The following is a 23,411-nucleotide window of genomic DNA, read 5'->3' as shown; positions in this document are numbered from 1 at the left end:
ATATACGAGAATCGGCAGGAAAAGAGAAAGGCAGCCTTCGAGCGGAGATGACTGCCTTCAGATGCGCTACGAGGGAAAGTCCCGGGAAAGGAGAATTACTGCTGCTTATTGTCAATCGAATTGCTGATGCCATTGAGAATCTGGTGCGCGACAACCGTCATCGAATCAAGCGCCGAGGCGACGACTTTGCTCAGAGGTGTCAGCGCTCCGTCGAGCATCGTGCCCAGACCAACAAGAATGGTCGCAAAATCACCCTTCACGACGTCACCAACCGGCTGATTCTGGTTGGGAGATTTCATTTCTTCAGCCATATGCTACCGGAATTTTGATTGAAAATCGTCTGGAGTGCCGCATGATCGCAACAGATGAATGTATTACAATAATCGTTGCTCTCAAAACCATCCATCCTCTTCTATGGGACTTACAGACCCGATAAAACTTATACAACCTATAAATCCTAAAGAGAAGAAAAAACCGGAAAGGCAACTCCGTCCACTGTTCACAGTCGGCCGTAGTGATCTTCAAAGCGAACGATGTCGTCCTCGCCGAGGTAACCGCCCGACTGCACTTCAATGAGTTCGAGCGGCTCGTCGCCGGGATTTTCGAGCCGGTGAAGCTCTTCGACCGGAATGTAGATCGACTGGTTCGCCTCCAGCGGCACCTGTTTTTTCCCGACCGTCACCAGCGCCCTGCCAGTCACCACGATCCAGTGCTCAGCGCGCCTGCTGTGCATCTGCAAAGAAAGCGCCGCGCCCGGCTTGACCGTAATGCGCTTGACCTTGAAGCGTTCGCCCTCATCGACGGTTTCGTATGAACCCCATGGCCGGTAAACCCGCCGGTGGATCAGCGGCTCTTCGCGCTTCTGCAACTTCAGTTGCTCAACGATGGCTTTGACCTCCTGCACCCGCTCTTTTGAAGCAACCAGCACCGCGTCGGCGGTTTCGACGATCACGTGCTCTTCGAGGCCGACTGCCGCCACTAGCCGGCTGGTGGCGTGGATGTAGCTGTTCCGGACTCCGTGCGTCAGCACATCACCACGTTTGATGTTGCCCTCGGCATCGCGTTCCTGGGCCTCCCAAAGTGCCGACCACGCACCAACATCGCGCCAGCCTGCCTGCATGGGCACAACCACTGCGTTGGAAGTTTTTTCCATGACGGCATAGTCGATCGAATTTGCGGGACAGGCTGCAAAGGCCTCAGGATCGAGCCTCAGAAAGTCGAGATCACGCCGGGCATTTTCGAGGGATTTGCGGCATGCGTCGAGTATTTCAGGCGAGGAAGCTTCAAGCTCAGCGAGATAGATTTCTGGACGGAACAGGAACATGCCGCTGTTCCAGAAATAGTCGCCTGAAACCACGTAGCCTTCCGCCCGCTCAAGGGATGGTTTCTCGACGAATTCAGCGACAGGACGGGTCACTCCCGTAGAACCGGCAACCGCCCGGATATAGCCATACCTCGTTTCAGGCGTGGACGGTACGATGCCGAAAGTCACCAGACTGCCGGACTCAGCCGCGCTCCGTGCCGATTCAATCGAGGCAACAAAGCCTTGCCTGTCGAGAATAACGTGATCAGCAGGCAGAAGCAGCATGAGCGCGCCGGGATGGGTCGCAGCAATGACCAGCGCTGCAATAGCGGCAGCTGGCGCCGTATTGCGCCCGAAAGGCTCCAGAATGATCGCCTGCTCGGCCACCCCGATCTGTCGGAGTTGCTCGGCAACCAGAAAGCGGTGCTCATCATTGCAGACGCAGATGACCGGCCCGACACCCTCAATCGACCCGACCCGGAGCACCGTATCCTGAAGCATGGTTTTTTCGCCGAAGAGCGGCAAAAGCTGCTTCGGATACATCGCCCTCGAAAGCGGCCAGAGCCTCGTTCCGGAACCGCCGGAAAGAATGACAGGCATGATCATCATTGCAAAATCGATGGAATGGTTACCGAGAATTGAACGTCACAACCACACTCAGCGGCCAGCGTACATCTTTTCATAATAGTGCTGATAGGCTCCCGACGTAACCTCATCGAGCCATGCTTGATTTTCAAGATACCAGTCAACGGTTTTTTCCAGCCCCTCCTCGAAGGTCACGGACGGCGCCCATCCGAGCTCACGTTGCAGCTTTGAGGCATCAATGGCATAGCGCAAGTCGTGGCCCGCGCGGTCGGTCACCCAGGTGATGAGCTTTTCGGAACTTCCCGCCTCGCGGCCAAGCTTGCGGTCCATGATGCGGCAGAGCAGGCGGATCAGGTCGATGTTCGTCCACTCGTTGTGCCCGCCGATGTTGTAGGTCTCGCCCACCGCTCCGCGGTGGAAAATCTCGTCAATGGCTCGTGCGTGATCAACCACCCAAAGCCAGTCGCGAACGTTCAGGCCTTGACCATACACCGGAAGCGGCTTCTCCAGACGGATGTTGTTGATGAAAAGCGGAATCAGCTTTTCGGGAAACTGGTGCGAACCGTAGTTGTTCGAACAGTTGCTGATAACCACCGGCAGGCCGTAAGTAGCGTGGAATGCCCGGACGAAGTGATCCGACGACGCTTTCGAGGCCGAGTAGGGACTATGCGGATCGTAGGGGGTCGATTCGCTAAACATCCCCTCGCTGCCGAGCGAACCATAGACTTCGTCGGTCGAAATGTGGTAAAACCGCTTCCCCTCGAACCTGCCTTCCCATGTGGCACGCGCGGCGTTGAGCAGGTTCACCGTGCCAAACACGTTGGTAATCACGAACTCGACCGGGCTTTCGATGGAGCGATCCACGTGCGACTCGGCGGCCAGATGGATGACCGCATCGAAGCGCTGCTCTTTGAACAGATCGAGCAAAAATGCGCCATCAGCGATATCGCCCTTCACGAACCGGTAGTTCGGATTCGATTCGACATCTTTCAGATTGGCCAGATTGCCCGCATAGGTAAGCTTGTCGAGATTGGTGATCGTGTAGTCCGCATAACGATTCAAAAAGTGCCTGACCACATGCGAACCAATAAACCCCGCACCACCGGTAATGAGAATATGCATCGAAGCAATTTGATAGTTGATAACTGATAATGATTCAGAAGCATCGCCTTTTGTCTTCCTGACCCATTCCGTTCCATAGCAGCCAAACTTACGATTTGCCAGCCGTCTTCCGCAACTCTGTCAGCATCCGCAACAGACTGTCGTGCCAGTACGGGATTTCAAGCCCCAATGTACTCTTGATTTTTCGTTTGTTCAGCACACTGAAATGCGGCCTTCTGGCTGGCGTCGGATAGTTACTGCTCTCGATTGGCAACACCTTGCACGAAAGCCCTTCGGCATCCATAATCGATTTGGCAAAGTCGTACCAGGAACAGACTCCTTCATTCGAGTAGTGAAAAGTCTCGCTGTAGCTCCGAACCGGATCGCATTGGTCGAGTATCGAAACGATCGTCCCGGCCAGATCCGCCGCCCATGTCGGACTGCCCACCTGATCAAACACAACGCCGAGCGACTGGCGCTCGCTACCAAGACGAAGCATAGTCTTCACGAAGTTCTGCCCGTAAACCGAGTAGAGCCAGGCGGTGCGTAGAATGATATACGAGCAGCCGCTCGCCCGGATCGCCTCTTCACCCTCCCATTTGGACAGGCCATAAACACCGCAAGGCGCAACCGGGTCATCCTCGCAATAAGGTCGGTTCGAGCTGCCATCGAAAACATAATCGGTCGAAACATGCAGCAACAGTGCGCCAACCTCCATTGCAACCGCGGCCAGCACCGCCGCGCCGTCACGGTTCACTCTGAACGCTGCTTCCGCATCGCTCTCAGCCCTGTCCACCGCCGTATAGGCCGCACAGTTGACAATCGCGCCAATCCGTCGATCCCGGCAAACACGCTCCACCGCCAGCGCATCGGTAATGTCGAGTTCCGGCAGATCCATGAAAAACCACTCCTGCCAGCCATGCACTTCTTGCAGTTTTTGCAGTTCGGAACCAAGCTGCCCACGGCTCCCGGTGACAAGAATATTCATTGTTCTCTGGTCGGTATAAGCGGTTCGAAAAATATGCTACGCGTCCAGCACAATACCTTCAATCTCGTGCAGCATCGGATGATGAAGATCCTTATCCGAAAGCCTTATCTCGCTTTCCGGCACGCTCCATTCTATGCCAATGGCCGGATCGTTCCACCGGATGCCCGCATCGTGTGATGGCGCATAATAGTCCGTGCATTTATAACTGAACACCGCTGTCTGGCTCAGCACCGCAAAGCCGTGGGCGAATCCGGGCGGAATCCACATCATCCGGCGGTTGCTCTCATTGAGCAACTGGGCAGTATGATGGCCGAATGTTGGAGAACCCTTGCGTATATCGACAGCCACATCAAGCACCTCACCCCGGATCACACGGACAAGCTTGCCCTGCACATGCGGCGGTTTCTGGTAATGCAAACCCCGGACAACGCCATAGCGTGAAAACGATTCGTTATCCTGCACGAAACGGTGGCATCCGGCGTGTTGCTCGAATATATCCTGACGGAAAGATTCGCAAAACCAGCCGCGTTCATCGCCGAACACCTCTGGTTCGAACAGAAGAACGTCAGGAATTGAGGTCCGGATGATCTGCATAGGTTACAGTACTACTTGATGGATTGATGTTCAGATTCTCCGTTCCAGAAGATTGAGCAGATACTGCCCATACTGGTTCTTGAGGAGCGGCGAGGCGAGACGTTCGATGTCGGCATCGCCGATCCAGCCGTTCCGCCAGGCAATCTCTTCTGGGCAGGCTACCTTGAGCCCCTGCCGCTTCTCGACGGTTTCAATGAAGTTGCCTGCCTCCTGGAATGATTCGTGCGTGCCGGTATCGAGCCAGGCAAATCCACGCCCCATGATGGAACAAACCAGATCGCCGCGATCGAGGTACGTCTGGTTCACCGAGGTGATCTCGAGTTCCCCTCTCGACGACGGATTGACGCTGGCGGCAATATCAATCACATCGTTCGGATAGAAATAGAGCCCCACGACCGCGTAGTTCGATTTCGGTTTTTCCGGCTTCTCAACTATGGAGAACACCTGCCCGTCCGAATCGAACTCGACTACACCGTAACGCTCAGGATCACTGACATAGTAGCCGAAAACCACCGCTTTTCTCCGTCTCTCGACCACATGAACCGCCTCTTCGAGCATCCCGCTGAAACCATAACCAAAAAAGATGTTGTCGCCAAGCACGAGACAGACATCGTCATCGCCAATAAAATCGCGACCGAGAATGAAAGCCTGCGCCAGTCCGTCGGGCGAGGGTTGAACCGTATAGGAAAGGTTGATGCCCCAGTCGCTTCCATCACCGAGCAGCTTGACGAACGAAGACTGATCATCGGGAGTGGTAATGACGAGAATATCCCTGATACCGGCAAGCATCAGGGTGGTGAGCGGATAGTAGATCATCGGCTTGTCGTACACCGGAAGCAACTGCTTCGATACGCCCTTGGTCACAGGATACAGACGGGTGCCTGACCCTCCGGCAAGAATGATACCCTTCATGGTGGTTGTTGGTCTTCGGTCAACGATGGTCATGTTTCCACGACGCAGCTTCTCAAGCGACTTAGCCTTTAAATCTACTATATATACATTTTTTTAAAATCGCGCGTTCAGAGATACCTCTGGCTGCAAAACATTCAATCCGAAGTTATTGCGCTGACAGCTTCCCTGATGCAATAATACACGACAAAAAGCACCTATTTACCAAAAACACTTCTGAAAAACCGTGTTTCAGCCGGAATCAATTATTGATTAACTTGTTGCCATATCTGAAAAATCCAGAGATCGCCAAACCTGCCCTATGAGCATCGATAGCCGTATTTCCGCGAAAGAACATTTCTACATCAACAGGGTGGCGAGGGATCGTTATCACCTCGACGATCCTGAGCTGCTGCTTTTGCCAACTGACCGGCATAAGGCTATGGCGCTCGCCGAGCGACAGACCGAAGCGATCAACCGGCAGATCAGCCTGGTTGAGGGCGAACAGGCAAAAAAAATTTTGCCCGCGCAATTTCACGCCATGAAGCTGCTCCATGAGCTGCAACACCATATTATCGACAAGACCTCAGGCCTCCAGAGCGCGGCACTTACGGTTCTGGAAAGTGAAACCTCGCACTGGCATACCATCGAGTACCTCGGCAAATTCCTCGAACGGTTTCCTACCTGGAACATCTATCGCTCGAAAACAACTCTCGAAACCAGCCTGAAAAACCCTTCAAGTCGAACCGCAGTGCTCGAAGAGGCCTTCCTTGTGTGGATCAACAACAGAAATCCTGCATTGAAGGAGTTTTCCAGACTGATTTCTGATCATGAACTGCATGGCGATCAGGCTTATCCGCACCTTGTGAAGGCCATGCAACAGGCTATACGCTCTTCGGGACCCATCGGTAGCGCAAGCAATCTGGAAGAGCTGCTCCTGAATCCATCGCGGTACGCGCCTGACTCGCTGCTCGACCAGCTTCGATTCATCAGGCTGCACTGGGGTGACCTGCTTTCGGATTCACCGTGGCGGGCGCTGCTCGACGAGGCCATCGTGCTGATTGAAGACGAAGATCGCTACCTCTTTTTTGAAAATCTCGCTCAGGATCAGACCACTCATGGCGGCACGTTTGGCGAAAAGGAGGCGCACGCGCCCTCCTACGACGATCTTGCGAACGCTCCGGCGCGCTACTCGCACGATTCGTCGTGGATGCCCGAAGTGGTGATGATCGCCAAGAGCACCTACGTCTGGCTCGACCAGCTCTCGCGCCAGTACGGTCGTCACATCGCGCGATTGCAGGATATTCCGGACGAGGAGCTCGACCTGCTCGCCGGTCGTGGCTTCACCGCCCTCTGGCTCATCGGCCTCTGGGAGCGCAGCTACGCATCGCGCAAGATCAAGCAGCTTCAGGGCAATCCGGAAGCCAAAGCATCGGCCTACGCGCTCGAAAGTTACGAGATCGCTCACGAGCTCGGCGGCTACAAGGGCTACGTCGATCTGCGCAACCGCGCCATGCAGCGCGGCATCCGGCTCGCCAGCGACATGGTGCCGAACCACACCGGCATCGACTCGGAACTGGTGCGCAACCGGCCCGAGTGGTTCCTCTCGACCGCCGAGCCGCCCTATCCCAACTACACCTACAACGGCCCGAACCTGAGCAAAGACAGCCGCTACAGCATTCACATCGAGGATGGCTACTGGAACCGCTCCGACGCCGCGGTTACCTTCAAGCGGGTCGATCACCTGACCGGCGACACGCGCTACATCTACCACGGCAACGACGGCACCTCCATGCCGTGGAACGACACGGCACAGCTTAATTTCCTCGATCCGGAGGTGCGCGAAGGGGTGATCCAGCAGATTCTGCACGTGGCCCGCATGTTCCCGATAATCCGTTTCGACGCGGCAATGGTGCTGGCGAAAATGCACATCCAGCGTCTCTGGTTCCCGATGCACGGCCACGCGCCGGGCATTCCGTCACGCGGCGCATGGTCGATGAGCATGGCCGAGTTTGAGACCGCCATGCCGCAGGAGTTCTGGCGCGAGGTAGTTGACCGTGTCGCCCAGGAAGTACCCGACACGCTGCTGCTCGCCGAGGCGTTCTGGATGCTCGAAGGCTACTTCGTCCGCACACTCGGAATGCACCGCGTTTACAACAGCGCCTTCATGCACATGCTCAAAAAGGAGGACAACGCGGGCTACCGCGGGCTGATCAAAAAGACGCTGGAGTTCGACGCGGAGATTCTGAAGCGCTACGTCAACTTCATGAACAACCCCGACGAGGATACTGCCATCGCGCAGTTCGGACGGGGCGACAAATATTTCGGCGTCTGCATGATGATGGTGACGATGCCGGGCCTGCCGATGATTGGCCATGGCCAGGTGGAAGGCTTCACCGAAAAGTATGGCATGGAGTACGCCAAAGCCTACTACGACGAGCGCCCTGACGAAGAGTTGGTCGAGCGGCACTACCGAGAAATCTTCCCGGTCATGAAGCAGCGCTCGCTGTTCGCAGGGGTCGCGCACTTCCAGCTCTTCGACCTCTTCGCGCCGGACGGACAGGTGAACGAAAACGTCTTCGCCTACACCAACCAGCACAACGGCAAGCAGAGCCTCTTTATCTTCAATAACCGCTACGAAGCCTCGGAGGGGTGGATACGGATCTCCACCGGAAAGCTCGACAACGGTTCGATGAAGCAGACGCTGCTCGGCGACGCGCTCTCGCTACCCAGCGAGCACGACAGCTACGTCATCTTCCGCGACCAGAGAAGCGGCCTGGAGTTCATCCGCTCGTGCTCGCAAGTGCGAAATGATGGCCTGTACATCGCGCTTGGCGGCTACCAGTACAATCTCTTCATGGAGTTCCGCGTCGTCCGGCCTTCGAAGCTCAAACCGTACGATCAGGTCTGCGAGGAGCTGAACGGACGGGGTGTCGCGTCGATTGAAATCGAAGCACTCTCGATGAGCCTGCGGCCGATTCACCAGATCGTAGCCACAGCAATTGAAAGCTTTATCAAATCGGAAAAGAGCGCATTCGGCAAACCGGAAAAATTCGCCGAAGCGTTCGGAATGCAGTGCGAATCGCTGCTCGAAGCCGTTGCGGAACGCTTTGCGGAGATCATGGAGCAGCCGCTGACGCCGCCCTCCGGCATTGCCGAAAAAGCCGCGAACAGCTACCTCAGAGCCCTCGGCTACGAATCGCTGCTCGAAGAAGTGGAGAACATCAAGCGCGTGCAAGTTTCGCTCGGCCTCGACGAAGAAACGAACCAAACATTTCACTCGCTGGCCAAACCCCTGATCGCCCTTAATTGCATTCAGGAGATGGTACGCGAAAACGGGCTTCTCGAAAAGCAGATCATCGGCCAGTGGCTGCTCGGCAATACCCTAAAAAAGGTCTTCACCGACAAAGCCACCTCCTCCTGGCCGGTCAACAGCGCGGAAGCTGTCGATCTCATCTCCTGCCTGCTCTCGCCAAGGACAGAACCCGGCAACAATGAAACTCCGGATGAGCAGCTCATGGCTTCAATCAGAACTCTACACGAATCGGGCGACCACCACTTCAGAACCTTCATGCAGGTACAGCACCTGCACGGCAAAGAGTGGTTCCGCGAACGCCAGCTCACCCTGCTCGCCTCATGGCTCATGGTGCAGAATCTGATGCTGAACGAATCGCCGAGTGGCAAAACCGTTTTGCAAACATGGCTCGACGCCATCGAAAAGCTCGAAATGTCCGCTTTCATCAGCGGCTACGAACTGGGGGCACTGCTGAAACTGGCAGCAGGCAAAAAGTAAGCCGGTCATCCACAACGGCCGCTTCCCGCTAAAAGCGCCAAATAGAAAAAGCCCGGATTTCCGGGCTTTTTCTATTTGCATATCGAACCAATCACTTATTTCGGCAGGTGCAGAACATAAGAGTCATAGACCCTGTAGGTGTTGATGAGCAGGAAAGCCAGAACCAGCAGACCAAAGATGGTGAACATGGGGCTTTTCTTCTCCTGCGAAGCCTGACGATCGAGGAACGGGACCAGCATCCAGACAACGCCACCGATGGTGAAAAGAATGATGGCCAGAAGCTCACCCCCCTCGAACTTGAAGTCCTTGAGCAACTGGAACTGCGCCCAGAAGTACCATTCCGGCTTGATGCCCACCGGAGCCGGGGAGAGCGGGTTTGCCTTCACGCCAATCTCCCAGGGGAACATCACGGCCAGATAGACAAGCAGGGCGAAGCCGATAAGCCAGCCAATGCCGTCCTTGGCAAGGAAGGTCGGGAAGAACTTGTCGTAGCCTTTGATGAGACCGGCCTCTTTGTAGCCGATCGGAGCCGAGGTGCCGAGCACCTGCACGAGGGTCAGGTGAGCAGCCAGCACCAGCATCACCAGGCCGGGAAGCAGCACGACGTGCAGCGAGAACATGCGGGTAAGAGTCTCGCCGGAAACATCGGGACCGCCACGCAGAATCTCGACCAGGAAAGCGCCGCCCGGAGCCACCTTCGGAACTTCTGTACCGACCTGGGTAGCGAAGAAGGCCAGCTCGTTCCACGGCAGAAGGTAGCCGGTGAAGCCGAAGCCGAGGGTGAGCACGAGAAGAATGAAGCCGCTGACCCACAGCAGCTCACGCGGTTTGCGGTAAGACTTCATGAAGAAGGTGCTGAACATGTGGATGAACAGCATCAGGATCATCAGGTTGGCACTCCATGCGTGAATCTGGCGGATCAGCCAGCCAAAAGGAACCTGGCCCTGGATGAACAGGAACGAAGAGAAAGCGTCGGTTTCGGTCGGCTTGTAGTACTGCAACAAAAGCAGACCGGTGAGGATCTGGATGATGAAGAAGAACAGTCCGAGACCGCCGAAGTAGTACCAGAAGGAGAGGCGATGCTTCGGCACCTCTTTGTGCTTCATGTAATCGATGATCGGATTGAGCACGTAAAAACGCTCCTGGAACCATGAGGCCACGCCGCTCATTTTGGAATCTTTGAAAGGATTCGGATCCGGACGATCTACCGGAGGTTTGTAGACGCCGGAGGGTGCGGTGGCCGCCGGAGCCGCCGGTTTGGCGGGGGCTTTGGCAGCGGGTTTGGCAGCTCCGGGGGCGGCGGGCTTTGCCGCACCTGGGACCGCCGGTTTCGGCTTGGCAGGTGCAGTACCTGCGGCCGGATTTTGGGTATTTTCAGCCATATGAGTTGACTCCCTTGAGTTTCAGGTATTGGATAATTACGCTATCGAAACAACAATCTTACCGTCCTCAATCTTTACCTTGTACTGCTTCAGCGGCAAGGGCTGAGGTCCGGAGATGATCTTGCCATCCTGCGTGTACTTTGCGCCGTGGCAGGGGCACGCAATCATGTCAGCGGCTTCATCCCAGTGCACCAGGCAGCCAAGGTGCGTGCAGATGGCGCTGACCGCTGTCAGGGAGCCCCCATGATTGACCACGATAACCTTGTCGTCATTGAACTGGTAAATTTTTCCCGTGCCGTTCGGAACATCCGATGCCGGACCGACAGCAAGCTCGTTGACGATCTTGATCTTTTTGGCTGGCGGAACAATGTACCTGACAACCGGATAGAGCGTGCTGACTGCAACGACAGCGCCCACTCCGCCGACAATCTTTTGCAGAAAACCTCTGCGTTCGAAATCGACTCCTTTGAGCCCCTCTTCACGAGGTTTGCCGCCGGTAACCGCACCGGCTGAAGCGGGAGCGGCTCCCTGACCCAGCGAACTCATTCTTGCCGGGCTTTTGAAATTACCAGTTTGCGCCATTACTATCTCCTTTAAATAACTTGAGGTGTATGAATCAAGAAAGCATCAACCGCCTGACGGCATCTCGTGAATACTTCACCGGAATGTGCCCTTGTTCAGGCTTGGTGAGGATGCCGGGAACACGGATTGATTGTAAAGCTTAACGCCGAAGTTAAAATTTTTTCCTATTTATCCTATGAACCCTTTCAAATCGGTGCTTGAAAAAATTGTACAGGACATACATGGCAGATTGCTTGCCAGCACGCCAGACACGACTTGCCGTAAAAAATTGCATCAACCTCGACTTCAGCGGTGCAGGATTCAGAAACTCAGAGATACCTCTCACCTCCTCCTGCGCCTCCTCCCCGATCATCATCGAGAGCAGTGAGGTGTACCGGAGGTAGAACGGGCCGGTATCGAGCGCCTTTTGGTGCTGCACCTCCACGCTAACGCCTTCCGCTTCGAGCCGTAATGTTTTTCCGTGAACCGGTGCAAACAGCCCTCTGGTAAAGCGACTCTCGCTGACACGTACTGCGTCGAACGTTGACTGCCGTCCAGTTTTATGATCGAGAAGCATAAGTACCGCCTGTGGCTCGGCGGAACAGCCGCGCAAAAAAACCACGTAATAGATCAGGTCGCAACGTCTCGAAAAAGTCCGCCCCCAGTACCACCGGTCGATTGATTCGTACATCGGTACGGTGCCGAGATTGTGGTCGTGGTAGCCCCGTCCACGGAATTGCAGAACCTGACGTTTGTCCGACGAAAGCGATGTGATATCGAGCAGGCCATGCACCTCGGCTTTGGGGACGCTCAGAACCCACTGGTGACGGAAATCGACGCCAGCGTGCAGATCGGTATCGAAGTGGTAATCGAAACGGTGCAGAGGGCGAAAAGAGAAGGATGCCTGAACCGATCGGTCGCGAGCCGGAAATGAAAAGTCGATGCTGAGGCGATACTCGTCGCGCAGGGGATCGTAAACGAAACGGTTCCCCTCGAACCGCACACCGATTCCACCATCTTCGGAGGCGAAAAGCTCACGCCCCCCTTCCTTGATGAAATTGATGGTTTCGCGACCATCCTGATAGAGCTGAAAGCTGAAGCCTCCGTAGTCTAGCGGATATGGCTGGTCGTCCCGGCGATGGGCTTTCCACTCCTCGTAATGGCTCAGGTAGTAGGGCGAAAAAGCAAAGCCGACAAACCAGATAAAAACTACGGAGATTCCTTCTGATTCATCTTCGGCATCGAAATACCACCACTCGTAGGAACCCGGAGCATCGAGCCGGTGCCATGCCTGCTGAAGAGAATCGGTCGTGATGTTCATACCGGAAGCTGAGGATGGGAAAACGGGCTGACGGAATCACCGCACAACGGGCAGGAAGCCTGAACAACCTGCACGAGAAAGATTGAAGGAAAAAGAAGGACTCGGATGCGCATATCCAGGACTTGGCCAACGATCTTGTTAAACCCGCAACTATCGCAATGAGACAGTAAAAATTTCATCAAGATAGCGCTTTCCCGTCATTTCATCACCACCAGCAAGCCTGAGGATGGGGCACTCGCCCGTCTGTCGATCCATTCAGGAGCGCTACCGCAAGCAGCAAAATAATCAGTTCCGGCTCTGTTTGATGCACAACCGAACTGCGAAAAATGGCCCACAGAAGCAAAATATATGTGCTGGCCGGAAGGCTGAAAAAGAGAGGGAGGAGCGCCATAAAAGCAACAACCCCTGAAGATTCAGGGGCTTTGAGGGCAGTTTTTTGGTGGACAGAGAGGGAATCGAACCCCCGACACAAGGATTTTCAGTCCTTTGCTCTACCAACTGAGCTATCTGTCCAATTGGAGTGAGGTGAATATAGCAATTGCCTTTTTAACGCCAAACAAAAAAGAACTTTTTCCGACCGCGGGGCACCGGAATGCCCCGGGATCGGACGATCAGGCTGCCGGCACTTCGATGCGCTCGATGGCGCGGCGGATGCGGCGAAGCACCGCCTCTTTGCCAAGCACTTCGAGCATGTGGTAGAGGCTCGGGCCAAAGCTGACGCCAGAGACGGCGATCCTGATCGGATGAATCAGCACGGCGGGCTTCAAGCCTTTCGGAGCCACGAACGCCTTGAGCTGCGCCTCGATGTTTTCGGCGGTAAAGTCGTCGTTCGCTTCGAGTAGATCGGCAAACTCCTGAAGCAGCGGTGGCACGTTGGGCGTCCAGCGCTTGGCCACGGCCTCCTCTTCATAACTTTCCGGCTCGAAGAAGAAGTAGCTGCTGAAGGTCACGAACTCGTGCTCGAAATTGACGCGCTCCCGCATCAGCTCGACCACCTTGGCAAGATAGTCGTCGGAAGTGATGCGCTCGACGGACATCTCCGGCGAGAACTCGGCCAGCTTCGCCTGGAGCACCGGCTTGATGTTGCCCACGATCTTTTCAACAGGCCGGGTCTTGATATACTGCTTCTCCAGCCACGAGAGCTTTTCGACGTTGAACACAGCGCCAGCCTTGCCGACCCGTTCGAGCGAAAACTTCGAGATCAGCTCCTCCATGCTGAACACCTCCTGCTCGCTCCCCTCGCCCTCGTTCCAGCCAAGCAGCGCCACGAAGTTGACAATCGCCTCGCTGCTGTAGCCCTTGCGCATGTAATCCTCCACGGCCACGTCGCCCTGGCGCTTGCTGAGCTTGGAGCGGTCGGGATTGAGCAAAAGCGGCAGGTGCGCAAACTTCGGCGGCTCCCAGCCAAAGAATTCGTAGAGCAACAGGTGCTTCGGCATCGAAGGCAGCCACTCCTCGCCACGAATGATGTGGGTGAACTCCATCAGGTGATCGTCGATGACGCTGGCAAAGTGGTAGGTCGGAAAACCATCGGACTTCATCAACACCTGGTCGTCGATGGTGGCGGAATCGAACTCGATCGGGCCGCGAATCATATCCTCGAACCAGACCGAAACGTAGTCCGGTACCTTCATCCTCACCACGTAAGGCGCGCCCTCGTCGAGCTTCTTTTTGATTTCGGATTCCGGCATGTTGCCACCCATGTCCTCGGGCAGCCACTTGCGATTGTACTTGGGCTGAAGCCCCTGTTTGAGCTGAAGCTGGCGGTTCTCTTCGAGCTCCTCGGGGGTCGAGAAGCAGTAGTAGGCGTTTTTGTCTTCGAGCAGACGCGTACAGTAGTCACGATAGATGGAGAGACGCTGCGACTGCACGTACGGGCCATAGTTGCCGCCGTGCATCGGGCTTTCATCAGCGATGATGCCAGCCCATTCGAGCGTACTGATGAGTTTCTTTTCAGCATCCTCGACCTTGCGGCTCTGGTCGGTATCCTCGATCCTGATAACGAAATCCCCGTTCATTCTCTTGGCGAACAGATAGTTGTACAGTGCAGTGCGAAGACCGCCGACATGGAGGTATCCCGTTGGAGATGGGGCAAATCGCGTTCTAACCTTTTGACCGGCCATAATACGAAAGATCAGGTGTTAAATAATTTCGGCAGATTGTGACGTCAGGCGCATCTTCCGGAAATCTAAACGTGCAGATATTCCAAGAGCGCTTTCGAAACGCATGGAATTTAAAAAAATTCTCACTGCATTTGGCAATAACAAGAGAATTTGAGCAAGCTCGGGAAAAATGAGCGCCGGACGGTCCATGGAAACCATATCTCCGGCTGCGGCAAGAAAATCACATCAAAAAAACTTGCCAGAGCAGGCACACGATAAACTTTTTGGTTTCCGCCAAAGTTTTACTTTTAATTACTTATTACATCGTAAGTTATCTTGCATCACCCAAACAGCTCCCGATGCAGCCAAATAAAAGCAACGACAAGGCTCCGCGAAACCGGCCCGACAACCGTTTCATGCCGCCAGACAGAGATACGGATCAGGACGACCGCTTTCCCGGAAAGGAGGGAAACGGGGACAGATTCCCCAGGTTCATCCTCTTCCTGATGCTGGCAGTGCTTGGTCTTTTTGTTTTCCAGCGCTTTTTCTCCCAGGACATCTCCCCGGAAATCTCCTATAATGAGTACCGTTCAATTGTTTCCGGAGGGTCTCTGTCTGAAGTGACCGTCAAAACCAGCCAGGACAACTCCGCCCTGCTAACCGGAAAGCTCAAGGCGCCCGACAGCCTTCGACTGACCAGTGGTTCCACTGTACGCTCCGACCAGTTCATGGTCAGGCTTCCGGGCTTCGACCGCGCCCAGGCCGACAGCCTTTCGGCGAGCGGCGTCCAGGTCAAGATCACCCAGAGCAGCGACGAGTTTTCAAATTTTCTGTTGCTCATGCTGCCGTGGGGACTGTTCGGCTTCGCCTACTTCTTCATCTTCAGACGAATGTCGATGCAGAACGACGTACAGAGAAACATCTTCAGCTTTGGCAAGAGCCGAGCCAAACTCATCAGCGAGTTTGACGTCAAGGTAACGTTTAATGATGTGGCTGGTGTTGATGAAGCGATCGAGGAGCTGAAGGAGACCGTGGAGTTCCTCATGAACCCTGAGAAGTTCCAGAAGATCGGCGGTAAAATCCCCAAAGGCGTGCTGCTGCTCGGCCCTCCCGGAACCGGCAAAACATTGCTCGCCAAGGCAATCGCCGGAGAAGCCAAGGTACCGTTTTTCTCGATTTCGGGCGCTGATTTCGTGGAGATGTTCGTCGGCGTCGGCGCGGCGAGAGTTCGGGATTTGTTCGAAACCGCCAAAAAGAATTCGCCCTGCATCGTCTTCATCGATGAGATCGACGCCGTTGGCCGGAGCCGTGGCGCGGGCCTCGGCGGCGGCCACGACGAACGTGAGCAGACGCTAAACCAGCTCCTGGTGGAGATGGACGGGTTCACCGCCAGGGACAACGTGATCCTGATTGCTGCGACCAACCGCCCGGATGTGCTCGACAGCGCGCTGTTGCGACCTGGCAGGTTCGACCGGCAGATCACCATCGACAAACCCGACATTCGCGGACGCAAAGCAATTCTGGAAATTCACACAAGAAAAAAGCCGCTTGACAGTTCGGTCGATCTGGAGACGATTGCCAAGAGCACTCCGGGCTTCTCGGGAGCCGATCTGGCCAATCTGGTCAATGAAGCGGCCTTGCTCGCATCGCGATACAACCAGACCGAAATCACCGCCGACAACTTCGAAGAGGCGCGCGACAAGGTTCTTATGGGCCCCGAACGCCGGAGCATGTACATCTCCGAGGAGCAGAAAAAGCTGACCGCCTATCACGAGGCCGGCCATGTAATCGTCTCGAAATTCACCAGCGGCTCCGACCCGATTCACAAGGTCACGATCATCCCGCGAGGCCGCAGCCTCGGCCAAACCGCCTACCTGCCGCTCGAAGACCGTTATACCCAGAACCGGGAGTACCTGATCGCCATGATCACCTATGCACTTGGCGGCCGGGCAGCAGAAGAGCTGATCTTCAATGAGGTGAGCACCGGCGCGGCCAACGATATAGAAAAAGCAACCGAGATTGCCCGGAAAATGGTGAAAAACTGGGGTATGAGCGACAAGCTCGGCCCGATCAATTACGGCGACGGACACAGGGAGGTCTTTCTCGGCAAAGACTATTCGCATGTGAGGGAGTACAGCGAGGATACAGCTCTTCAGATCGATGTCGAGGTGCGCAGAATCATAACCGAATGCATGGACAATGCACGAAAAATTCTTACAGCGCATGTCCGGATTCTGCACGAAATGGCTGCTCGTTTGATTGAAAAGGAGTCGCTCGATTCGGAGGAAATCGACGCTATCGTCAGTTCGGAAACAGCTGTTGCAAACTCTCCGGCATGAATGCCGCCGACAGCGTAACAACAAAATATCTTTTTTTGACAAGCATCATCATGCAGTATCTCATTCTGCTCATTACGGGAATCGCCGCAGGCCTCTTGTCCGGCATGTTCGGCGTGGGCGGTGGCGTGATCATCGTTCCGGCACTTATCTTCTTTTTAGGCATGAGCCAAGAAACCGCCAGTGCGACGTCACTCATAGCGTTGCTGCTGCCGGTCGGACTTCTCGGCGTATACGAATATTATCAGGCCGGCAAGATCACGACGGAGCACATCTGGTTCGGACTGATCATCGCCCTGGGCCTTTTCGCCGGCGCTTTCTTCGGCGCAAAGCTGGCAATTGAACTCTCAAACGATCTTTTAAGAAGGATGTTCGCTGTTTTTCTTGTTTTAGTAGCAATCCGCCTTTGGTATTAACCAGCAGTATTGGCAAACCTATAACCCAAGCACACATTACCATGGGACAGACAACCACCAAAGCCGACCTGGTGAACGTGATCGCCCAACGCACAGGTCTGACCAAAAACGAAACCGAATCGGTCGTTGATTGCTTGTTCGAAAGCATCATCGACTCGCTGAAAGCCGGAAAACGCATTGAAATCCGGGGATTTGGGTCGTTCAACATTCGCTACAAGAATCTCCGGCAGGCAAGAAACCCAAGAACGGGTGAAAAGGTAACCGTCGAGCCAAAAAATGTGCCGACCTTCAAAATCTCCAAAGAGTTCAAGCACGCGGTCAGCGAAAGCCTGAAAGCCAACAAATAACCGCCACGGCAACACAACGCCGGCGAAGCGATGATCTTCACCGGAGGATATCCCATGCAAAAGAATCGGGCGGGGGTCAGGATAACAGCGAAACGGAGAGAGGTCAGTCACTTTTGTCTTGAGTGCCGGACGAGAGCTGACCGTGCGCTTAATAGCTTTCGATCCTGCCGTTTGCTGTCCGGAACGGCAGGAAACAGCGTGGCTACCAGTGGAACAGCACAAACCAGATGATTCCGAATACCGGCAGCAGCACCGGAATCGAATAGCGGTAAATATACTCCACGAAAGAGGGAACATCGGCCTCGGTCTGTTCGGCGATGTTCTTGACCATGAAGTTCGGAGCGTTACCGATATAGGTGAACGCGCCGAAAAAGACCGCGCCCACCGATATTGCCATGAGATAAAGCGTCGAAGGGACGTCACCGGCGATCGGTGAGTCCATGCCCCGGGAAAACTTCACGACATCGGCAATGCTGTTGGAATCGAGACCAAACTTGCCAAGCGCTCCAGCCAGAAAGTTCAGGTAGGTCGGTGCATTATCCAGTACACCGGAGAGAATTCCGGTGAACCAGTAGAACTTCGTGACCGTAAATTCAGCTGCATGGGACTGCGCATACGCACCAATCAGCTGAAGCGCAGGAATCATGGTGGCGAAGATGCCCACGAAAAGGAACGCGACCTCCTTGATCGGCTCGAAGTTAAACTCGTTGCCCCCGAGGGCATCCTGATTGGCCGTCTTGTAGGCAACGACCGCGATCGTCAGCATGATGACCTCCCTGATGCCAAAAGGCACATGAAAAATCTCCTGGAGGCTCGGAAATCCCGGAATGACGGCAGGATCGAGAAAGATCGAGCCGATAAGCGGAATCAGGTAGAGGAAATTCCTGCGCCCGATCAACGTGATACGGCCAGAATATTCCTGCTCGGCCTCGTTCTTCCCTGCCTTCAGATCGAGCACCAGAAAAATAGCCGTAAGCAACCCGATCGTCACCAGCCAGGGCAGCCAAAGATGCTGAATCACCCAGAAGAATGGTACGCCGCGCAGAAAGCCGAGAAAGAGCGGCGGATCCCCGATCGGTGTCAGCGCACCACCGATATTGCTGATGATGAAGATGAAAAAAACGATATGAAATGGCTTCAGGCGTCCTTTGTTAACCCTGAGATATGGCCTGATCAGCAACATCGAGGCACCAGTCGTACCAACAACATTGGCAAGCACTGCGCCAAACAGAAGCAAAAGCGCATTGAGCAGCGGTGTCCCCCGCCGTTCGATTTTGATCAGGATGCCTCCAGCCACAACGAAAAGCGAAGATATCAGGGCGATGAAGGAGATGTACTCTTCAAGGGTGTGCAGAAGCATGTGCCCGCCATGTTCCGCCATGAAGGCGTACCAGAGCGCTACAGGAACACCCAGAACGATCGAAACCTTCTGATAATGGTGTTCCCAGAATCTCGGATAGAAAAGCGGACCGGTAGCGATCATCAGAAGCAGCACCACGAACGGTGCTGCCAGCCAGACCGGAGGCAGGAATGAGTGCTCCCCGCCCCCGGATGCGCAAAACGCCACGGAAGGAACGGTCAAAGAAAAAATAAGCGTGGTAGCGGCCGCCACCGCGCTACGTTTCAAAAAATCAGAGCAACAAGTCATGAGTCATTCGAGATCGAACGGTATCAATCACCTTCGAACTCTGTCAGGAAGTAGATGTTATAGCCTTTTTCACGAATCTTCTTTTCGCCGCCAATATCGGGCAGATTGACGATGAAGGCCATGCTTGCCACGACACCGCCGAGCTTCTCGACCAGTCCGGCAGCGGCAAGAGCCGTGCCGCCCGTAGCAAGAAGATCATCAACCAGAAGCACGCGCTGCCCTTGAACAAGAGCGTCAGTATGCATCTCGATCTTGTCGGTACCATACTCGAGTTCGTATTCGAGCTGCACCACATCCGCCGGCAGTTTGCCTGGCTTCCTGACTGGCACGAATCCCTTGCCAAGCGTATAGGCAAGCGCGCCACCGAGAATGAAACCCCTGGACTCAATACCCACGATCGCATCAAAATCGACTCCGTTGGACAGATAATGCTGGGTCATGTTGTCGATCACCAGACGGAATCCGACCGGATCCTTGATAAGGGTGGTAATGTCACGGAACATGATCCCTTTTTTCGGATAATCGGGAACAGTACGGATTCTGGATTTGATGGGCATAACTGTAGAGGGTTTTGCTGATTTGGTGAAAACTGCCAGAAACGGGGCACCACCGACGCCAGACCTCGGAAAGACGCCTTCTGCTTGTAAAAATTTAAGATAAGAGTCTGCCATGTAATTGCAAACCCTCTCCGAAGCCATCGATGATCACCTCCCGCACCTGACCTCGCAGCTCCCCGGCGCTGGTATCGACGCTCACCCGGAGGTAATGCTCACTGTATCCGCTCCAGCGCACTGCTCCTCCCGGAAGCGCCGAGGCCTCCTCGAACAACACTTTCAGGGTACTACCGATAAACGCTTCGGCAAAGCGCCGTTCGATCCGTTCGCCGATCACGCCAAGCCTGGCCGCTCGCGACGAGCTTTCAGCGGAAGGTATGCGAATCAGCTTTTTTTCAGCTATTTCGGCAAAAAGCTTCGTGCCTGGCCGTGGCGAACAGGTGAAAACGTGCAGATAGGCAACCGGCAACTCTTCGATAAAACGGCACATCTCTTCAAAATCGCGCTCGCTTTCGCCAGGATAACCAACCATCACATCGGCACCGATAGCGCACCCCCTGATCAAGGAGAGTGCTTTCATAAGCCGCTCGCGATAAAATGCTGTGTCGTAATGCCGCCTCATTGCCCGAAGCACAGTATCGGAGCCACTCTGCAACGGCAGATGGAAATGGGGCATGATCTTGCCGGAAGCTGCAACAATATCGATCAACTCGTCATCGAGCAGCTGTGGTTCCACCGAGCTTATTCGAATCCTGCTGACATCAATCGTTTCGAGACGCCGGAGCAAACCGGACAGGCGGGTATCTCCATCCTGGTAATCGCCAATATTGATACCGGTAAGCACGATTTCACGATAACCGGCATCAGCAATTTTTTGAGCCCTATCGAGCACCGTTGAAAGAGACACCGAGCGTGAACGCCCCCTCGCCAGAGGAATCGAACAATAAGCGCAACCAAAACTGCAACCATCCTGGATTTTCAGAAAAGCTCTGGTTCTTCCCTTTTCAGGCTGAGAAAGCATTGAGCACGCCGGATGCGCGGTTATTGCCTTATCGACAGGAGAAACTTTTACCAAGGGTTCGGAATCGTTCGGCAAGGATTCACCATCGTACCAGGCGATTTCAAACTTGTCAGTTGTACCCAGCACGAATGAAACGCCCTTGATATCAGCAATCCGTTTCGGATCAAGCTGTGCGTAGCAACCAATCACCCCAACCCTGCTTCCCGGATGATTTCTTATGATTTTTCTTATCTGCTGTCTTGACTTTCGTTCTGCTTCACCGGTAACAGCACAGGTATGAATAATGAGCACATCCGCTCCGTCATCGATTGCATTTAATTGCCATCCCTGGGAAACCAACGCATCGACTATGGACGATGTTTCGGCATAATTCACTTTACAACCAAGAGTTACAGCAGCGACACTTTTCTGTTTCATAAAACATGCGATCTTTTAAATCAAGGGAATAATAACAAAAACACTGCAACCCAAACACACGACTTATACACACTGATAATACAGCAGCTGCATTATAGTCTTAAAACTAACTCATATTTTTTTATTGCAGTATTGCATACAAACCTGTTATATTTCTTTTGTTTTTCAAACTATACCTGTTACACAAGCAAATCATGAACACTATGAAAAAAGAAGTTGCACCGGACAAATTTGATCTTTACCTCCTGAATGTAGATGAATTCAAGGCACTGAACCAGCAAAAAAATGAACTGAAGGAAAAAATTGCTGAAATGCAGCGTCAATTTGAAGAAAGCATTCAGCCTTACGAAGCCGAATTGAATGCCATTATAAAAAAGCTCGAAAGCACTCTTGCAAAAATTGAAGGCGGTCCTGTGGCAAAGCCGGCAACGGCCAAGTTCGGACGCGGAAAACTCGGTATATCGATCAAACAACTGCTTCAAGCTAATCCCGACAAGGCGTTCAAGCCTCGTGAAATCGCTGCCGCCCTTCAGACGAAAAGCACCGCAGTCAGTCTCTGGTTCAACAAATATGGCAATCAGGATCCGGAAATCGAACGCATTCCTGTTGGTGAAGGCGGCAAACGTTTTATCTATCAGATCAAAAAATAACCGAAAAAACAACGAAATAAATCACTTTATTTTTTCGACGAAAAGGCTATCCGAAACGATGGCCTTTTTTTATTTGTCACACAAACTCATCCTCATCTCAATAACCGATATGTCTCCGGTTTTTTGAAAAGTTCATGGCAAGGCCAACCATCATCATGTTCGCGACCAGAGAGGATCCACCATATGAAATAAACGGAAGGGGAACGCCAATAACAGGCATAACGCCAATAGTCATACCGATATTGATCACCACATGAGTCAGAAGCAACGAGGCATATCCGGCAAGCAACAGTTCGACGAAACGGTTCTTGATAGCTCCGACCATCCAGACAAGACGAAGCACAAGGGCCGCAAAGAGCAGAAGCAATAACGTCGAACCCAAAAATCCCAGTTCTTCGGCAATCACGCAGAAAATGAAATCCGTCCACTGCGCAGGAATATACCGAAGTTGAGTTTGCGTGCCGTGAAGAAATCCTTTCCCAAAAATCCCGCCTGAGGCAATGGCAATTTTAGCCTGAAGCGCATTGTATCCGGCACCCCGTGGATCGGCTGTCGGATCAAGAAATATTTGAATTCTCTTGATCTGGTGAGGCTTGAGAATAACTGAAGTAAACTTCCAGGTCAGCAATCCGCCCAGCAAACCTCCTCCGGTAACGAGGAACTGGTGTAAATAAAACTTTTTCCTGAGCAGGAAAAACATGACCATCGAAAGAACGGCAATGGTCGCAAGAATGGTCAGATTGAAAAAACCGGAAAGCATCAAAGCCACCGGAACCACCCCGAGCAGAATATAATAGAGATCGAAACCGGCCAGAACAATCATGGGAACGATAAACGACAGGCAGGTCAGCGTCGTGCCCATATCCGGCTGAAGCATGATAAGTCCGGCGGGAACCAGCGCAATGGCAAGCGCTTTGCCGAGATCCATCATGTTGCCAATATCGGTCTGGTCGTCCGACAGAAACCTCGCCATCGCAATGATGGTAAACATTTTGGTGAGTTCGGAGGGCTGAAAACTGAACATACCGAAACGCACCCAGCTTGTCGCTCCAGCCACCTTCTTTCCGAAGACAAGCACCGCTATCAGCAGAATAATGCCAGCCGCATACATAAAGTAGGCATTATCTTTTACGACGCGATAATCCATGAAATAAATGATAGAGGCCGCAATGGCTCCTGTGACAGCCCAGGAGAGCTGTTTGTAAAAGAGGGGAACCGATTCGGTCGAGCCATTGGTAGCGCTGTAAACAGCCATAAGTCCCATGACGATCAGGCCCGACAGGGGAACCAGAAGCCATAAAAGATCAAATTTATTGTACTTTTCCATCACTTGTCCGTAAAGAGGAGAGAGATCATGTTATCTTGCCGGGAAACAGCTCCATAAACCACCGGAACAGGTTTTCC

The 23,411-nt window shown here is 53.8% G+C and carries 20 protein-coding genes and 1 tRNA gene; 6 read left to right on the top strand and 15 right to left on the bottom strand.

From position 1 onward, the window contains the following. Nucleotides 1-95: 95 nt before the first annotated feature. From AYT24_RS01535 to rfbA, 6 genes are all read right to left on the bottom strand, one after another. Complete coding sequence (locus AYT24_RS01535) at nt 96-311, bottom strand: hypothetical protein (protein ID WP_010932002.1); 216 nt, start codon at nt 309-311, stop codon at nt 96-98. Between the two features lie 188 nt (nt 312-499). Next, on the bottom strand, nt 500-1,909 hold the full coding sequence (locus AYT24_RS01530) for a mannose-1-phosphate guanylyltransferase/mannose-6-phosphate isomerase (RefSeq protein ID WP_164927202.1): 1,410 nt from the start codon (nt 1,907-1,909) through the stop codon (nt 500-502). Nucleotides 1,910-1,960: 51 nt separating this feature from the next. After that, the gene (gene rfbB / locus AYT24_RS01525) at nt 1,961-3,010 is read right to left on the bottom strand and encodes a dTDP-glucose 4,6-dehydratase (RefSeq protein ID WP_010932000.1); all 1,050 of its coding nucleotides are present in this window, start codon (nt 3,008-3,010) and stop codon (nt 1,961-1,963) included. A gap of 88 nt (nt 3,011-3,098) precedes the next feature. Continuing rightward, entirely contained in the window at nt 3,099-3,977 is an 879-nt protein-coding gene (gene rfbD / locus AYT24_RS01520) for a dTDP-4-dehydrorhamnose reductase (RefSeq protein ID WP_010931999.1), read from the bottom strand. Nucleotides 3,978-4,013: 36 nt separating this feature from the next. Then, entirely contained in the window at nt 4,014-4,571 is a 558-nt protein-coding gene (gene rfbC / locus AYT24_RS01515) for a dTDP-4-dehydrorhamnose 3,5-epimerase (RefSeq protein WP_010931998.1), read from the bottom strand. Nucleotides 4,572-4,601: 30 nt separating this feature from the next. After that, nucleotides 4,602-5,483: a glucose-1-phosphate thymidylyltransferase RfbA gene (gene rfbA / locus AYT24_RS01510; protein ID WP_010931997.1), complete on the bottom strand. Its 882-nt coding sequence runs from the start codon at nt 5,481-5,483 to the stop codon at nt 4,602-4,604. A 298-nt stretch (nt 5,484-5,781) separates the two neighbouring features. Between rfbA and AYT24_RS01505 the strand changes: the two genes are divergently transcribed. After that, the gene (locus AYT24_RS01505) at nt 5,782-9,252 is read left to right on the top strand and encodes an alpha-amylase family glycosyl hydrolase (RefSeq protein WP_010931996.1); all 3,471 of its coding nucleotides are present in this window, start codon (nt 5,782-5,784) and stop codon (nt 9,250-9,252) included. A gap of 95 nt (nt 9,253-9,347) precedes the next feature. Here AYT24_RS01505 and AYT24_RS01500 read toward each other — a convergent pair whose 3' ends face one another. The 5 genes from AYT24_RS01500 to gltX all read right to left on the bottom strand — a co-directional run bounded on the left by AYT24_RS01500 (nt 9,348) and on the right by gltX (nt 14,639). Beyond that, on the bottom strand, nt 9,348-10,634 hold the full coding sequence (locus AYT24_RS01500; protein ID WP_010931995.1) for a cytochrome b: 1,287 nt from the start codon (nt 10,632-10,634) through the stop codon (nt 9,348-9,350). A gap of 36 nt (nt 10,635-10,670) precedes the next feature. Beyond that, nucleotides 10,671-11,216: a ubiquinol-cytochrome c reductase iron-sulfur subunit gene (locus AYT24_RS01495; protein ID WP_010931994.1), complete on the bottom strand. Its 546-nt coding sequence runs from the start codon at nt 11,214-11,216 to the stop codon at nt 10,671-10,673. Between the two features lie 151 nt (nt 11,217-11,367). Continuing rightward, nucleotides 11,368-12,516, bottom strand: a complete 1,149-nt coding sequence (gene crtC, locus AYT24_RS01490) for a hydroxyneurosporene dehydrogenase (RefSeq protein ID WP_010931993.1) — start codon at nt 12,514-12,516, stop codon at nt 11,368-11,370. A gap of 437 nt (nt 12,517-12,953) precedes the next feature. After that, nucleotides 12,954-13,029, bottom strand: a tRNA-Phe gene (locus tag AYT24_RS01485). Nucleotides 13,030-13,127: 98 nt separating this feature from the next. Next, complete coding sequence (gltX, locus tag AYT24_RS01480) at nt 13,128-14,639, bottom strand: glutamate--tRNA ligase (RefSeq protein ID WP_010931991.1); 1,512 nt, start codon at nt 14,637-14,639, stop codon at nt 13,128-13,130. A gap of 187 nt (nt 14,640-14,826) precedes the next feature. On the opposite strand from gltX, the gene AYT24_RS01475 reads away from it, so the two are divergent. The 4 genes from AYT24_RS01475 to AYT24_RS01460 are packed head-to-tail and all read left to right on the top strand — an operon-like array spanning nt 14,827 to nt 17,717. Beyond that, nucleotides 14,827-14,991: a hypothetical protein gene (locus tag AYT24_RS01475; RefSeq protein WP_164926833.1), complete on the top strand. Its 165-nt coding sequence runs from the start codon at nt 14,827-14,829 to the stop codon at nt 14,989-14,991. Further along, nucleotides 14,978-16,957: an ATP-dependent zinc metalloprotease FtsH gene (ftsH, locus tag AYT24_RS01470; protein ID WP_010931989.1), complete on the top strand. Its 1,980-nt coding sequence runs from the start codon at nt 14,978-14,980 to the stop codon at nt 16,955-16,957. Before AYT24_RS01475 ends, ftsH begins: the two co-directional genes overlap by 14 nt. A gap of 50 nt (nt 16,958-17,007) precedes the next feature. Further along, entirely contained in the window at nt 17,008-17,370 is a 363-nt protein-coding gene (locus AYT24_RS01465) for a sulfite exporter TauE/SafE family protein (protein WP_164927201.1), read from the top strand. Nucleotides 17,371-17,405: 35 nt separating this feature from the next. Continuing rightward, nucleotides 17,406-17,717, top strand: coding sequence for an HU family DNA-binding protein (locus tag AYT24_RS01460; RefSeq protein WP_264357666.1), 312 nt, complete (start codon nt 17,406-17,408; stop codon nt 17,715-17,717). Nucleotides 17,718-17,919: 202 nt separating this feature from the next. Here the strand turns inward: AYT24_RS01460 and AYT24_RS01455 are convergent, their stop codons facing one another. The 3 genes from AYT24_RS01455 to mtaB all read right to left on the bottom strand — a co-directional run bounded on the left by AYT24_RS01455 (nt 17,920) and on the right by mtaB (nt 21,357). Further along, nucleotides 17,920-19,365 (bottom strand): sodium:proton antiporter, encoded by a 1,446-nt coding sequence (locus AYT24_RS01455; RefSeq protein WP_010931986.1) that lies wholly within the window; start codon nt 19,363-19,365, stop codon nt 17,920-17,922. Between the two features lie 23 nt (nt 19,366-19,388). Next, nucleotides 19,389-19,922, bottom strand: a complete 534-nt coding sequence (locus tag AYT24_RS01450; protein ID WP_010931985.1) for an adenine phosphoribosyltransferase — start codon at nt 19,920-19,922, stop codon at nt 19,389-19,391. Between the two features lie 94 nt (nt 19,923-20,016). Then, nucleotides 20,017-21,357 (bottom strand): tRNA (N(6)-L-threonylcarbamoyladenosine(37)-C(2))-methylthiotransferase MtaB, encoded by a 1,341-nt coding sequence (gene mtaB, locus AYT24_RS01445; protein ID WP_164926832.1) that lies wholly within the window; start codon nt 21,355-21,357, stop codon nt 20,017-20,019. Between the two features lie 203 nt (nt 21,358-21,560). On the opposite strand from mtaB, the gene AYT24_RS01440 reads away from it, so the two are divergent. Then, nucleotides 21,561-22,007 carry a hypothetical protein gene (locus tag AYT24_RS01440; RefSeq protein WP_164926831.1) on the top strand — a complete coding sequence of 149 codons (447 nt, stop codon included), beginning with the start codon at nt 21,561-21,563 and terminating at the stop codon, nt 22,005-22,007. Between the two features lie 97 nt (nt 22,008-22,104). Here the strand turns inward: AYT24_RS01440 and rodA are convergent, their stop codons facing one another. Then, nucleotides 22,105-23,334 (bottom strand): rod shape-determining protein RodA, encoded by a 1,230-nt coding sequence (gene rodA, locus AYT24_RS01435; protein ID WP_164926830.1) that lies wholly within the window; start codon nt 23,332-23,334, stop codon nt 22,105-22,107. Nucleotides 23,335-23,411 lie beyond the last annotated feature (77 nt).

This window comes from Chlorobaculum tepidum TLS (assembly GCF_000006985.1).
In the GTDB taxonomy this organism is placed as follows: domain Bacteria; phylum Bacteroidota; class Chlorobiia; order Chlorobiales; family Chlorobiaceae; genus Chlorobaculum; species Chlorobaculum tepidum.
The sequence above is the reverse complement of the archived record's forward strand: the minus strand, read 5'-3'. Positions and strand labels throughout refer to the sequence as shown.

Bases quoted from the DNA above. Each gene is read 5' to 3' on its own strand.
- gltX (WP_010931991.1), bottom strand. From the start codon at position 14,639: ATGGCCGGTCAAAAGGTTAGAACGCGATTTGCCCCATCTCCAACGGGA.
- rodA (WP_164926830.1), bottom strand. From the start codon at position 23,334: ATGGAAAAGTACAATAAATTTGATCTTTTATGGCTTCTGGTTCCCCTG.
- AYT24_RS01535 (WP_010932002.1), bottom strand. From the start codon at position 311: ATGGCTGAAGAAATGAAATCTCCCAACCAGAATCAGCCGGTTGGTGAC.
- rfbD (WP_010931999.1), bottom strand. From the start codon at position 3,977: ATGAATATTCTTGTCACCGGGAGCCGTGGGCAGCTTGGTTCCGAACTG.
- AYT24_RS01475 (WP_164926833.1), top strand. From the start codon at position 14,827: ATGGAAACCATATCTCCGGCTGCGGCAAGAAAATCACATCAAAAAAAC.
- AYT24_RS01440 (WP_164926831.1), top strand. From the start codon at position 21,561: ATGAAAAAAGAAGTTGCACCGGACAAATTTGATCTTTACCTCCTGAAT.
- mtaB (WP_164926832.1), bottom strand. From the start codon at position 21,357: ATGAAACAGAAAAGTGTCGCTGCTGTAACTCTTGGTTGTAAAGTGAAT.
- AYT24_RS01450 (WP_010931985.1), bottom strand. From the start codon at position 19,922: ATGCCCATCAAATCCAGAATCCGTACTGTTCCCGATTATCCGAAAAAA.
- rfbB (WP_010932000.1), bottom strand. From the start codon at position 3,010: ATGCATATTCTCATTACCGGTGGTGCGGGGTTTATTGGTTCGCATGTG.
- AYT24_RS01495 (WP_010931994.1), bottom strand. From the start codon at position 11,216: ATGGCGCAAACTGGTAATTTCAAAAGCCCGGCAAGAATGAGTTCGCTG.
- AYT24_RS01500 (WP_010931995.1), bottom strand. From the start codon at position 10,634: ATGGCTGAAAATACCCAAAATCCGGCCGCAGGTACTGCACCTGCCAAG.
- AYT24_RS01505 (WP_010931996.1), top strand. From the start codon at position 5,782: ATGAGCATCGATAGCCGTATTTCCGCGAAAGAACATTTCTACATCAAC.
- crtC (WP_010931993.1), bottom strand. From the start codon at position 12,516: ATGAACATCACGACCGATTCTCTTCAGCAGGCATGGCACCGGCTCGAT.
- AYT24_RS01530 (WP_164927202.1), bottom strand. From the start codon at position 1,909: ATGATCATGCCTGTCATTCTTTCCGGCGGTTCCGGAACGAGGCTCTGG.
- rfbA (WP_010931997.1), bottom strand. From the start codon at position 5,483: ATGAAGGGTATCATTCTTGCCGGAGGGTCAGGCACCCGTCTGTATCCT.
- ftsH (WP_010931989.1), top strand. From the start codon at position 14,978: ATGCAGCCAAATAAAAGCAACGACAAGGCTCCGCGAAACCGGCCCGAC.
- rfbC (WP_010931998.1), bottom strand. From the start codon at position 4,571: ATGCAGATCATCCGGACCTCAATTCCTGACGTTCTTCTGTTCGAACCA.
- AYT24_RS01465 (WP_164927201.1), top strand. From the start codon at position 17,008: ATGCAGTATCTCATTCTGCTCATTACGGGAATCGCCGCAGGCCTCTTG.
- AYT24_RS01455 (WP_010931986.1), bottom strand. From the start codon at position 19,365: ATGACTTGTTGCTCTGATTTTTTGAAACGTAGCGCGGTGGCGGCCGCT.